This window comes from Photobacterium sp. 2_MG-2023 (assembly GCF_030547675.1).
Classification (GTDB): domain Bacteria; phylum Pseudomonadota; class Gammaproteobacteria; order Enterobacterales; family Vibrionaceae; genus Photobacterium; species Photobacterium arenosum.
This window is the reverse complement of record NZ_JAUOQQ010000016.1, coordinates 17,797-30,471: the sequence shown is the minus strand read 5'-3', so window position 1 is coordinate 30,471 and position 12,675 is coordinate 17,797. Positions and strand designations below refer to the sequence as shown.

9 protein-coding genes are annotated in these 12,675 nt (G+C 53.7%); 5 read left to right on the top strand and 4 right to left on the bottom strand.

The genetic code is table 11. The features are described from left to right. The first annotated feature begins 14 nt into the window (after positions 1-14). A complete protein-coding gene (locus tag Q4491_RS13865; protein WP_218386268.1) occupies positions 15-935 on the top strand; it encodes a bifunctional GNAT family N-acetyltransferase/hotdog fold thioesterase in 921 nt (306 codons plus the stop codon). Here Q4491_RS13865 and Q4491_RS13860 read toward each other — a convergent pair. The 4 genes from Q4491_RS13860 to hslR all read right to left on the bottom strand — a co-directional run bounded on the left by Q4491_RS13860 (position 890) and on the right by hslR (position 6,411). Next, positions 890-2,908 (bottom strand): AsmA family protein, encoded by a 2,019-nt coding sequence (locus tag Q4491_RS13860; protein ID WP_237795774.1) that lies wholly within the window; start codon positions 2,906-2,908, stop codon positions 890-892. The genes Q4491_RS13865 and Q4491_RS13860 overlap by 46 nt on opposite strands. Before the next feature lie 250 nt (positions 2,909-3,158). Continuing rightward, complete coding sequence (gene pckA, locus Q4491_RS13855) at positions 3,159-4,793, bottom strand: phosphoenolpyruvate carboxykinase (ATP) (RefSeq protein ID WP_192017436.1); 1,635 nt, start codon at positions 4,791-4,793, stop codon at positions 3,159-3,161. 308 nt (positions 4,794-5,101) lie between these two features. Next, positions 5,102-5,980: an Hsp33 family molecular chaperone HslO gene (gene hslO, locus Q4491_RS13850; RefSeq protein ID WP_192017437.1), complete on the bottom strand. Its 879-nt coding sequence runs from the start codon at positions 5,978-5,980 to the stop codon at positions 5,102-5,104. A 26-nt stretch (positions 5,981-6,006) separates the two neighbouring features. Beyond that, positions 6,007-6,411, bottom strand: a complete 405-nt coding sequence (gene hslR, locus Q4491_RS13845) for a ribosome-associated heat shock protein Hsp15 (RefSeq protein ID WP_192017438.1) — start codon at positions 6,409-6,411, stop codon at positions 6,007-6,009. A 539-nt stretch (positions 6,412-6,950) separates the two neighbouring features. Between hslR and gspC the strand changes: the two genes are divergently transcribed. Genes gspC through gspF form a run of 4 tightly spaced genes read left to right on the top strand, consistent with a single transcriptional unit; the run spans position 6,951 to position 12,668 of the window. Then, a complete protein-coding gene (gene gspC, locus Q4491_RS13840; RefSeq protein ID WP_225445341.1) occupies positions 6,951-7,895 on the top strand; it encodes a type II secretion system protein GspC in 945 nt (314 codons plus the stop codon). A gap of 38 nt (positions 7,896-7,933) precedes the next feature. Next, positions 7,934-9,952 carry a type II secretion system secretin GspD gene (gene gspD / locus Q4491_RS13835; RefSeq protein WP_192017439.1) on the top strand — a complete coding sequence of 673 codons (2,019 nt, stop codon included), beginning with the start codon at positions 7,934-7,936 and terminating at the stop codon, positions 9,950-9,952. After that, positions 9,949-11,448, top strand: a complete 1,500-nt coding sequence (gene gspE / locus Q4491_RS13830) for a type II secretion system ATPase GspE (protein WP_303458234.1) — start codon at positions 9,949-9,951, stop codon at positions 11,446-11,448. The genes gspD and gspE overlap by 4 nt, the downstream gene beginning before the upstream one ends. Next, positions 11,448-12,668, top strand: a complete 1,221-nt coding sequence (gene gspF, locus Q4491_RS13825) for a type II secretion system inner membrane protein GspF (RefSeq protein ID WP_192017441.1) — start codon at positions 11,448-11,450, stop codon at positions 12,666-12,668. The genes gspE and gspF overlap by 1 nt, the downstream gene beginning before the upstream one ends. Positions 12,669-12,675 lie beyond the last annotated feature (7 nt).

The following is a 12,675-nucleotide window of genomic DNA, read 5'->3' as shown; positions in this document are numbered from 1 at the left end:
TGGAGAAGGACGCTATGTTTCGATTGATCACCCCGCAAACTGAGGCGGAACTGGCCCGCTATTTTGACTTTCGCTGGCGGATGTTACGCCAGCCCTGGCATATGCCGGCGGGATCAGAACGCGATGCCTATGACGCCCTGAGCTGCCATCGAATGATAGTCGATGATGACGGTCAGCCGGTGGCGATTGGCCGGCTGTATATGACGCCGGAAAATGACGGTCAGATCCGCTATATGGCTGTCGATCCCAATTACCGCAATAAAGGCATGGGCGGCTTGCTGCTGATGGCGCTGGAATCGCTGGCCCGGCAGGAGGGTGCTAAGCGGCTGGTCTGTAATGCCCGCGAAGAAGCCATTCGCTTTTATCAGATCAACGGTTTTGCCAATCAGGGTGAGTTAAGCGAGGAACGCGGGCCGGTTCGTCATCAGCAGATGCTGAAATATCTGGATCCGTTAACTGAAGTGGTGCGCCATCCCGACTGGTGCCAGGAGCTGCAGGATGTCTGGCAGTCTCATATTCCGATCAGTGAAAAAATGGGCGTCAAAATCAGCCAGTACACAGGTTACCGGTTTGAAGTCAGTGCGGTACTGAACGCCAACCTCAACCCGAGGGCGACCATGTTTGCCGGCAGTATTTTTACCATGGCGACGCTGGCTGGCTGGGGATTCCTCTGGATGTTGCTGAAGGAGCGCCAGCTTCAGGCTGATATCATGCTGGTTGATAGCCGCATTCGTTACTCCGCGCCGGTGAAATCGCGCCCTCGCGCCGTCACGGGTGTGGAGACCCTCACCGGCGATCTGGACCGGATCGCCAATGGCCGTAAAGGGCGCATGGTGGTGGAAGTGCAGGTATTCAGCGATGAATCCCATGCTGCAACCTTCACCGGAACCTATATGCTGTTTCGCTCGCAAGACAGCACGGATATGTCCTGCTGATGGTTATGCCAGCGTTTGCTGAGCTGTTGGCAGCCATTGCTGGCGTTGAGCTGGATTTCGCGTTCGGACGGGATCGCCAGATCCCACTCTCCCTGTAGCTCCGCTGTTAACTGCTGGCCTTGCAGGCTCAGCGGCTGTATGGCAATGCGTCCCCGATCAGCCCGCAACTTTAGCGGACTCAGCGTGACTGGCGAGCGGACTGGATTGTTACCACTACTGAGTGGGGTAACGGCCAGTGTTTCGCTATTCTGCCAGCTCTGCAGCAGCGAGGCTTCGCTCTGGGTCAGAGACTGTTGGCGGAATGCCGCGTTGAGATGACCATTCAAACTGTAAGCCAGCCCGCGGTGAAACTGCCCCAGACCACTTGCCTGGGCGCTGATATCCATCTTTCCCTGCAGCGGGAGCGGCAGTCCTAACCAGTGGTGCAGCATCTGTGACGGTAAACTGTCACCGGCCAGAGACAGTGTCCATGGCCAGCCTGCTTCGTTGAGCTGGATATCGGCGCTGCCTTCTAACAAGCCTTCTTCAATTGGCAGATTTAACCGTGTGATTTGCCAGTGTCCTGCCTGGCTGCTCATGGTCAGCAGCGGATCGTGGATGGTGATTTGGCGAATATGGGTGAAACCGGCGCTGGCATTGAGTTCACCTTGCCACAGTCCGGGTTGTCCCTGACGCAGCAACACCAGCCCTGTGCCGTCCAGATTGATATCGCTGATCTGAAAAGGCAGTGGCGCATAGGTGCCGGTCAGCTGACTGTAGCCGACAGAGAGCTGATCCACGGTCAGAGTATCCAGCTGGCGCCACCACTGATCGACCTGAGCCTGCAGAGGCGTTTGCGGGGCGCTGTCGTGCATCAGCCAGGCCTGAATGGCTTCGGGCAGTACCCAGCGAATACCCTTTAACTCCAGCTGATGCAGCAACATGGCTTCGGGCGTCAGGGTCGCCTCAGCGCGCAGGTAGCCTTCAAGCATACGGGCCGAAAAGCCGTTCAGGCTGATCTGCTCCGGGGTGAAGTGCAGTTCGGTAAGGGGAGAGTCCAGCAGCAGGTCATGCCAGCGCAGCGTATCGGCCCCCAGCGACAGACGGGCATCCTGCTGTTGCCACAGCGTGCCGGGCCAGCGCCAGTTTTCCAGGGCCAGATTCGCATGACTGGTACTGTATTCTTCGTGTTCCAGACTGCTGTCCAGGATATCCAGACGGCGTAAATCTACGCTCAGCCCGGACTCGTTCGCCTGTGCGCTCAGATCCAATAAGGTTTGGATCGGGAAATCTTGGTCTATCTTCAGGCCGCTGGCGCTGAGCTGGTGGATGATCAGGTTATGCTCGTCAGTCTGATATTCGGCCTGGCCGTGGAAGCGGGCACCTTGCCAGTTCAATGACAAACCATACACAGTCCAGGTTCGGGCATCGCGCTCCCCGTCAATAAGCACCTGCTGCAGTGAGTGATCGTGCCAGGTGGCCTGCTCGGCCGAAAGGCGGAAGTCCCCGTTGAAGTCTCCCCAGTCTTGTGCGCGGTTTTGCCAGTTGTCGAGTTCGAGGCGCGCGTTATCTAGCTGCAATCCGGGCACAGAAACAGTCAGTTTGGTCACAGCCAGCCGGCGGGCGTTGAGCTGCCCGTTTTCCAGCCCGATAACCGGTAGCCGGTCGAGATTAACGCCTTGGATTAACAGGCTGTCAAAATGCCAGCCCCGCTGGTAGAAAGAGGCGGGAGACAGCCAGAGATCAAGCTGCTCAGCGGCTAAGGCGGGCGCATCTTGCCTTTGCCAGCGTGGCTGGCTTAGTCGTAAATGCAGCGGGTCGCTCTGCAGTGAATATTGCACACCGGTAACCTGAGCGCCGCTGTAGCCGGCTCCCTTTAAAAAAGTGTTCACCAGGGCAGCGCTGTAGCGGGTATGCAGCAGGATGACAATAATGGTTGCTGCCATCAGCAGCAGAATCATCAGGGTAGCCAGTATTTTTGTGAAGAAACGCATGCCGAACTCCATATCAGCCGCCAAACCATGTTTAGGCCGCTGCCGGGTAATCGGGCGGTGATGAAAGTCTTGGGAAAAAGGCATGGTAAGGCCAGTGTCAAAAGAGTGAAGGAAATGCGACTACTTGGCAAGGAATGCGGCGGGTTTTTGTTGGCTATTTAGTGTTTAGCTAAGGTTGTTGCACGAGTGTGCGATTGGTTCAGAGACAAGGAAGCCCTGCGGTGCAGGGCTTTTTTCAGTTTCACTCAAATCAGTCCAGCTGAGGGCCAGCGGCAACCAGAGCGGCACCTTGTTCGTTATCTGTGTATTTATCGAAGTTGCTAATGAAGAGTTTAGCCAGATCGTTGGCTTTGGTTTCCCATTCCGCTTCACTGGTATAGGTATCGCGCGGATCCAGAATGTCGGGATTCACACCCGGCAAGGCTGTCGGCACGGTCAGATTGAAAATGGGCACTTGCTTGGTTTCAGCGTTTTCGATCGAACCGTCGAGAATGGCATCAATAATGGCGCGGGTATCTTTGATTGAGATACGTTTACCGCTGCCGTTCCAGCCAGTGTTGACCAGATAGGCTTCAGCGCCTGCCGCTTCCATGCGTTTGACCAGCACTTCCGCATATTTAGTCGGGTGCAGACTTAGGAATGCATTACCAAAACAGGCCGAGAAGGTCGGTGTCGGCTCTGTGATGCCACGCTCGGTGCCAGCCAGTTTCGCCGTAAAGCCAGACAAAAAGTGGTACTTGGTCTGCTCGGGCGTCAGCTTGGACACCGGAGGCAGTACACCGAAGGCGTCAGCCGACAGGAAAATCACTTTATTGGCATGACCACCGCGGGATACCGGCTTCACTATGTTCTCAATGTGGTACAGCGGGTAGGACACACGGGTGTTTTCGGTTTTAGAACCGTCGTCAAAATCTATGGTGCCGTCATCGCGAACGGTCACGTTTTCCAGCAGGGCGTCACGACGGATCGCCTGATAGATGTCCGGTTCGGCTTCTTTCGACAGTTTAATGGTTTTGGCGTAGCAGCCCCCTTCGAAGTTGAAGACACCGTTGTCATCCCAGCCATGCTCGTCATCACCAATCAATTTACGCTTAGGATCGGTAGACAGGGTGGTTTTACCTGTGCCGGACAGGCCAAAGAACACGGCAACATCGCCATTTTCTCCCTGATTAGCTGAACAGTGCATAGAGGCAATGTCCTGCAGCGGCAGGAAGTAGTTCATCATAGAGAACATGCCCTTTTTCATCTCGCCGCCGTACCAGGTACCCCCGATCAGTTGCATGCGCTCTGTCAGGTTGAACACGGTGAAGTTTTCAGAGTGCATGCCGTGTTGCTGCCACTGGTCATTGGTGCATTTGGCACCGTTCATCACCACAAAGTCGGGTTTGAAGGTGGCCAGCTCTTCGTCACTCGGACGGATGAACATGTTCTTCACAAAGTGTGCCTGCCAGGCCACTTCAGTGATCACCCGAATACATAAGCGGGTGTCCGGGTTTGCACCACAGTAGCCGTCGATCACAAACAGACGTTTGCCGGATAGCTGATTGGCGACCAGCGCTTTCAGATCGCTCCAGACCTCTGAACTCAGTGGTTTGTTGTCGTTGCTGCCTTGATCTGACCACCACAGAGTATCGCGAGTGGTGTCGTCTTTGACTATGTACTTATCTTTTGGAGAACGACCGGTAAAAATGCCAGTGTCTACAGAGACAGCTCCCAGCTCTGTCACTACGCCTTTTTCATAACCTTCCAGACCGGGTCTGGTTTCTTCCTCAAAAAGGACTTCGTAGGAAGGATTACGAAGGACTTCTTTTACGTTATGGATACCATACTGAGACAAATTCAGCTGTTGGTTGACCTTTTTATCTTCGGCGTGCATGACTGTCATTAGCGACTCCTGGGGGGTAAGAGGTAGTTAGGCTGTCTTTTTTTACCCTGCGTACAGGGAGGTAGCTTTTGTCGTAACCACATACAAAGTATGGTTACTTTCTAGTGTTTTTATCTGTACCTAGCCTAATTTTACCCTGTCTGGAAAGGTTTATGCCAGTGTAAGTGATTAATATTCCTTGCCAATTAAGCATGAATAAGCTGTGCTTGCATTTCAGAAAGCAGCATAAAAGTGTGGAGGAGTTAAAAAAAAAGCCAGCATGTAGCTGGCTTATGTAATTTACTTTCAGTCTTAATAATGGATGAAAATTAATGCAGCTGCGAATCGTCGGCTTCGGAGCCGGTTTCGAACAGGCTGGTAATATCAAAACTGTCGAAATCGTAGCTGGTGCCACAGTAGTCGCAATGCAGTGAGACTTTACCCTCTTCCTGCAAAATACGTTCAACTTCATTACGATCCAGTAACTTAATGGCACCGGCGCTGCGCTCGCGAGAGCAGCCGCAGTGGAAAATCACCGGTTGCGGATCAAAGAGTTTTACTTTCTCCTGGTGGTACAGGCGGTATAACACGTCCTGAGCAGGCAGACCGAACAGCTCTTCATTCTTCACTGTCTCTGTTAATTGCTCCAGGTGCTCAAAATCACTGGCATCGCCTTTACCATCTGGCAGGATCTGCAGCAGCATGCCTGCGGCTTTAGTCTGGCCGTCGGCCTCACCGGTGCGCAGCCAGATGCGGGTCGCCAATTGCTCTGAGTTAGCAAAGTAGCTTTCCAGACACGCGGCAAGCGTGTCGCCTTCCAGGCCGACCACGCCCTGGTAGCGTTCACCCTGGTTCGGTGTGATGGTAATGATCATATGGCCTTTGCCCATTAGATCGTGGATGTTGCCGTCCGCAGCCAGTTCGCCGTCCCAACGTGCGACACCACGCATCTGCTGGTTGTGATCACCATTAATCACAGCCAGTTTCACAGGACCGTCACCTTGCAGTTGTACCGTGATGGACCCCTCGAATTTCAGAGTGGCCGTCAGCAGGCTGGTGGCAACCAGCAATTCGCCCAGTAGTGTCTGCAAAGGCGCAGGGTAGTCCTTGCTGGCAATAATGTGCTGATAGGTATCGGTGAGTTGTACGAGTTCACCGCGAACAGACACATCGTCAAACAGGTAACGGTAAAGATTATCGCTGGTCATGATTTGGTTTTCTCCGGCACTCACTGTCAGTGATTGCTTTTAAACTTAAGTATATCGCGTCGCTGCTTTTTATCCGGGCGCTTGTCCGGGTGCGGATTGTGCGAATTGAGCTTGCGCATCTGTGCCTGTTGCTCGCGCTGAGTCAGGCTGGCTGCTGTTTCCTGATAAAGGGTTTGGGCCTCCGGGGCGCCACGACGCGTACCGGACACTTTGAGGATAGTGACTGTTTTTTCCTCATTACCCTGCCGAAGTTTGATTTCAGCCCCCAGCTCGACAAGCTTGCTGGGTTTGGACCGCTGGCCGTTATAGTGCACTTTTCCGCCGTCGATCATGTTTCGCGCGATCGAGCGGGTTTTGTAAAAGCGGGCAGCCCACAGCCATTTGTCCAGACGCACTTCTGTTGTATCGGATTCGGAGGGTTGCCGACTCATAAAATAGGCTCCTTACCCAAATGGGCGCTAAAAATATCACAATGGAAATGCTGCGTCAGCTGCATAGCCTGATTCCCTGCCGGATTGTCTCTGAGCCAAGGTGATAGCGATCCGGGTAAGTCACAGATCACCAGTGTCACATTTTGGCTAACGACCCGAAAAGCCAAGGAAAAATACCGTTCGTTTTGGCTTGATCTGACACAGCGCATTCACAGTGTTTGGGTTTACTGTAATGCGAAGATAGTCTTAGACCTTGTTTCGTTGCACAAAAAGTCAGCGTTACAGGTACACAGTAGTTATTAAATGGTGATGCCGGATCGCAAATTCAACAATGAATGGGAATTTCCTCACACGAAATAACACACTGCTAAATGAGTAGTATTTTTTCAGTGAGTGGGTTTGCTATATTAACCTGTCATGCAACAAGATGAGCGTCGGGATTGCGGCAAGCAAAAATCCGCTTGAAATAACTGGAACTCAATCCGGGCTTTTCTTGTCATATTATTGATTACAAAGAGTCATGAGGCAGAAAACAGCAAATGGATGTAGCTAGGGTAACAATGCACTGGCGTCAGGCAGTGACGGGAAAACGTATGCCCTCAATGCAGTCTCTGACCCGAATCGTGACCTGGTGTCTGGTGGTTGTTCTGGCCTGGATGCTGGGGCGTCTTGTGTGGTCGGCATTACAACCAGTGGAAGCGCCGCCGGCCTGGCAGGCACCCAGCATCAAGTCTGGCGGGGCTAATCAGCAGGGGCTGCAAGTATCTGAATTGCTGACGTTGGAGCTGTTCGGCCGCTATCGGGCGGATGCCCCTAAGGCAATTCCTCAGCAACCTGTTAAACAGGATGCACCAGAGACTAAACTTAACCTGACACTGGTTGGGGTGGTGGCGAGTAACAACCCGCAAACCACTCTGGCTGTGATCACCAATCGGGGTAAGCAGAATACCTATGGTTTGAATGAAGCGATAGACGGCACGCGCGCGACCTTGCAGGGGGTGTTTGTTGACCGGGTCATTATCCGTAACAACGGGCGCGATGAGACACTGATGCTGGACGGACAAAAGTTTGGCCAGAATGGGTCTCAGGTGTCAGCCCCTTCTACTGCACCGGCTGCACGGCAGGCACCCGAGCCGACAGTGCAGCCCGATTCTACCGAGTCCGAGGGAGCCGGTGACGAGTTGGCGCAGATAAAACAAGAGATCATGGACAAGCCACAAAACCTCTTCTCATACATTCGTTTATCTCAGGTAAAGCAGGATGATGAGCTGATAGGTTATCGGGTTAATCCAGGGAAAAACCGTGTGCTTTTTGATGCCGTTGGGCTGCAGCCGGAAGATCTGGCAGTGAGTCTTAACGGCAATGATTTGAAGGACCCGACCGTGATGGCACGGTTGTGGACTGAGCTGTCCTCTGCCACTGAACTGACATTAACAGTAGAGCGTGACGGGCAGTTACATGACATATTGATAGAGCTGCAATAGCGGCACGAATACATTGCGTATATACGCAGGAGTTTTTTGTGAAAAAATGGATGGGTAAGGGCACCCTGTGGCTGGCGGCCAGCTTGCTGTCGACTCCCCTGATGGCAAGTGAATTCAGCGCCAGTTTCAAAGGAACTGATATTCAAGAGTTTATCAACATTGTTGGACGTAATCTGCAGAAAACTATCATTGTGGATCCCTCTGTCAGAGGGCAGGTTAATGTCCGCAGCTATGATCTGCTGAACGACGAACAGTATTACCAGTTTTTCCTCAACGTACTGGAAGTGTACGGGTTTGCCGTCGTCGAAATGGAAAACGGCATACTGAAAGTTATCCGTGATAAAGACGCGAAAATTTCTTCTATTCCTGTCGTTGACAGCAAAACCCAGGCGCAGGGTGATGAAGTGGTGACCCGGGTGGTGGCGGTACGCAATGTCTCCGTCAGAGAGCTGTCTCCTCTGCTGCGTCAGCTGAACGATAACGCAGGTGCGGGTAACGTGGTGCACTACGACCCGGCGAACATCATCATGATCACCGGCCGTGCGGCCGTCGTTAATCGTCTGGCGGATATCATTGAGCGGGTTGACCGTGCCGGTGATAAAGAGATCGACGTGGTTGAGCTCAATAATGCCTCTGCCGCAGAGATGGTGCGCATTGTCGATGCCCTGAACAAGTCGGCTGATGCCAAGTCGACGCCAGAGTTTCTGCAACCTAAATTAGTCGCGGATGAGCGCACCAATTCTGTGCTGCTGTCCGGCGATCCTAAAGTGCGTGAGCGCCTTAAACGTCTGATACGCCAGTTAGATAAAGAAATGGCGAGCTCGGGCAATAACCGTGTCGTTTACCTCAAATACGCCAATGCCGAAGAGCTGGTCGATGTACTGAAAGGGGTATCCGATAACTTGCAGGCCGAAAAACAAGGCAATGGTCAGGCCGCTGCTGTTGCTAAGAAAAATGATGTGATGATAGCCGCGCACGCCGACACCAATGCCCTGATCCTGACGGCACCGCCGGATATCATGCGCGCGCTGGAAAACATCATTGCCCAGCTCGACATCCGCCGTGCTCAGGTGCTGATTGAGGCGATGATTGTTGAATTGTCTGAAGGGGCCGGTATCAACTTCGGTATTCAGTACGGTTCGAAAGAAAACGGGATAGTGCAGTTTAACAACTCTAATGTGCCTGTCGGTCAGTATCTGATTGGTCTGGAAGAGGCGAAGGATACTACCCGGACCGAGCAGCGCTTTGACAATAATAACAATCTGGTTGACGTGGAAGTTACCGAAAGCGGCGATTTTTCGACTCTGGGCCAGGTGCTGTCAGGTGCCAATGGTGCGGTACTGGGCTTGATCATGGGTGACTGGACCATGCTGGTCAATGCGGTGGCCACAGACCGTGAATCTAACATCCTGTCTTCACCCAGTATTACCGTGATGGACAATGGCGAAGCTTCGTTTATTGTCGGTGAGGAAGTACCTGTGGTGACTGGCTCAACGGCCAGCTCTAATAACGATAACCCATTCCAGACCGTCGAACGCAAAGAAGTGGGTATCAAGCTCAAAGTGACCCCGCAAATTAACGAAGGGGATTCTGTGCAGCTCAAGATTGAGCAAGAGGTCTCTAACGTTCTGGGTGCCAACGGCGCGGTTGACGTGCGTTTCTCCAAGCGACAGCTTACCACCTCTGTGCTGATTCAGGACGGACAGATGATTGCCCTGGGCGGCCTGATCCAGGACGAGACCAACGAAAATGAATCCAAGATCCCGATTCTTGGCGATATTCCTATCCTGGGCCACCTGTTTAAATCCAACAATACCAGTAAGGGCAGAACCAACCTGATGGTATTTATTAAGCCGACCATTATCCGTGATGGCGTGACGGCAGATGGTATTACCCAGCGTAAGTACAACTATATCCGGGCTGAGCAGCTGTATAAGGCCGATGAAGGCCTGCGTCTGATGCCGGAGACCAAAACCCCGGTATTGCCGAGATATGGCGAAGATATTTCTCTGCCCCCTGAAGTACGGGCATTTGTCTCCCGTCTGGAGGAGAAGTGATGGACACGCTGCGCCCGGCCGATCTGGTGCAGTTCCGTTTGCCGTTTTCTTTCGCCAAGCGTCATAAAGTGGTGCTTGAAACGGGTGAACACGGCAGGGTGCTTTATCATGACGGACCGCTAAAAGCTGTGGTGCTGGCGGAAGTGCGCCGGGTGTCTGGCCGCAGTTTTCGCGTTGAAGCGCTGGAGCCGCATGCTTTTGAACAACGCCTCACCGATGCCTATCAGCGTGATTCGTCGGAAGCGCGTCAGTTGATGGAAGATCTGGGCTCTGACAGCGATGACTTTTTCTCGCTGGCTGAAGAGTTGCCTCAAACCGAAGACTTGCTGGAATCGGAAGATGACGCGCCAATCATCAAGCTGATCAATGCCATGCTGGCTGAAGCGATCAAGGAAGGAGCCTCGGATATCCATATCGAGACCTTTGAGAAAACCTTGTCGATTCGTTTTCGTGTCGATGGCGTGCTGCGCGAGGTGCTGACCCCGAGCCGCAAGCTGGCACCGCTTCTGGTCTCCCGGATCAAAGTCATGGCCCGGCTGGATATCGCCGAGAAACGCGTGCCTCAGGATGGCCGGATCTCTCTGCGCATCGGTGGCCGGGCGGTAGACGTGCGGGTGTCAACCATGCCGTCCTCGCACGGCGAGCGTGTCGTATTGCGTTTGCTGGATAAAAATGCGACCCGGCTGGATTTACACAGCCTGGGCATGACGCCCCGTATTCACAAAAGTTTCCAGTACCTGATTGCCCGTCCGCACGGCATCATACTGGTGACAGGGCCGACTGGCTCGGGTAAATCGACCACCTTATATGCCGGCCTGCAGGAGCTGAACAGCCATGAGCGAAATATCCTGACAGTCGAAGATCCGATTGAATTTGATATCGATGGCATAGGTCAGACACAGGTGAATACCAAAGTGGACATGACCTTTGCCCGTGGGCTGCGGGCGATTCTGCGTCAGGATCCGGATGTGGTGATGGTCGGTGAGATCCGTGACCTGGAAACCGCTTCCATTGCCGTGCAGGCCTCCCTGACCGGTCATATGGTGATGTCGACCCTGCACACCAACACAGCGATTGGTGCCGTGACCCGTTTGCGCGATATGGGTATCGAGCCTTTCCTGGTCTCTTCTTCTTTGTTGGGGGTACTGGCGCAACGTCTGGTACGGACGCTGTGTCCCCATTGCCGCGATCCCTATCAGGCTGACAGTGAGCAGAAAAAGCTGTTCGATGTACCGGAATATGAGTCCTTGACCCTCTACCATGCCGTCGGTTGCGAGCACTGCAATAACAAAGGCTATCGTGGCCGGACCGGGATTCACGAACTGCTGCTGGTGGATGAACAGGTACAGGAGCTGATCCATGCCGATGCCGGCGAGCAGGCGATAGAAAGAGTGATCCGCCAGCACACCCCGAGTATCCGTGATGATGGTCTTGCCAAAGTCCGCCAGGGTATTACCACGCTTGAAGAAGTGATGCGAGTGACCAGGGAGGGCTGATGGCAGCATTTGAATATAAGGCCCTGGATACCAAAGGACGCCAGAAAAAAGGCGTCATGGAAGCCGACACGGCCCGTCAGCTTCGCCAGCAACTGCGCGAGCAGGGATTGATCCCGGTTGAAGTCAGCCAGAGTCATGAGCGTGAAAAGCGCAAGGCGGGCGGGCGGATTGCGTTTCGCCGCGGGATCAGCACCAATGAACTGTCCCTGCTGACCCGCCAGCTGGCCACCTTGGTCCAGGCGGGGATGCCGTTAGAAGAGTGCCTGCGCGCGGTGGCCGAGCAGAGCGAAAAAGTCCGTCTGAAAAACATGATGCTGGCGGTGCGCTCTAGAGTAGTTGAAGGCTACACCCTGGCAGACAGCATGGCAGAATTCCCTCATATCTTTGACCAGCTCTTTCGGGCCATGGTCTCGGCAGGGGAAAAATCCGGCCATCTGGATACCGTGCTCAACCGTCTGGCCGATTACACTGAAAACCGGCAGAAAATGCGCAGTAAGCTGCAGCAAGCGCTGATTTACCCGACCATGCTGACTCTGGTTGCCGTGTCTGTGGTGGCTTTTTTGCTGGCCACTGTGGTGCCGAAAATTGTGGATCAGTTTGTCCATATGGGGCAGGAATTGCCGCAGATCACTCAGGTGCTGCTGGCCGCCAGTAATTTTGTTCAGCACTGGGGACTGGCCGTTGTGCTGGTCATCATACTGCTGATTGCGGGTATCCGGATGGCGTTGCGTCGTCCGGACCTGCGGCTGCGCTGGGACAGGCGGATGATGGGCGTTCCTGTTATCGGTAAAGTGGCGCGTGGCCTGAATACATCCCGTTTTGCCCGCACGCTGTCGATTTGTACCTCCAGTGCCATCCCTTTGCTTGATGGAATGAAGGTGGCCTCTCAGGTCATGACCAATACCTGGGTGAATCAGGAAATCCTTGAGGCAGCCGATAAGGTCAGGGAAGGCGCCAGTCTTCGCGTCTCACTGGAACAAACTAAGCTGTTTCCGCCCATGATGCTCCACATGATAGCCAGTGGTGAGCGCAGTGGCGAGCTGGAGCAGATGCTGACCCGGGCGGCCGATAATCAGGACAGAGATTTCGAATCTTTGGTCAACATGGCACTGGGGGTGTTTGAACCCCTTTTGATTGTAGTAATGGCTGGGGTGGTGATGTTTATCGTTATCGCGACTCTGATGCCAATCATTGCCCTGAATAACATGGTGGGCATGTAGTTTTCCC

What these genes read in the sequence shown, in the direction of transcription:
- Q4491_RS13865 (WP_218386268.1), top strand. Translation starts at nt 15, where the DNA reads ATGTTTCGATTGATCACCCCGCAAACTGAGGCGGAACTGGCCCGCTAT.
- Q4491_RS13860 (WP_237795774.1), bottom strand. Translation starts at nt 2,908, where the DNA reads ATGCGTTTCTTCACAAAAATACTGGCTACCCTGATGATTCTGCTGCTG.
- pckA (WP_192017436.1), bottom strand. Translation starts at nt 4,793, where the DNA reads ATGACAGTCATGCACGCCGAAGATAAAAAGGTCAACCAACAGCTGAAT.
- hslO (WP_192017437.1), bottom strand. Translation starts at nt 5,980, where the DNA reads ATGACCAGCGATAATCTTTACCGTTACCTGTTTGACGATGTGTCTGTT.
- hslR (WP_192017438.1), bottom strand. Translation starts at nt 6,411, where the DNA reads ATGAGTCGGCAACCCTCCGAATCCGATACAACAGAAGTGCGTCTGGAC.
- gspC (WP_225445341.1), top strand. Translation starts at nt 6,951, where the DNA reads ATGGATGTAGCTAGGGTAACAATGCACTGGCGTCAGGCAGTGACGGGA.
- gspF (WP_192017441.1), top strand. Translation starts at nt 11,448, where the DNA reads ATGGCAGCATTTGAATATAAGGCCCTGGATACCAAAGGACGCCAGAAA.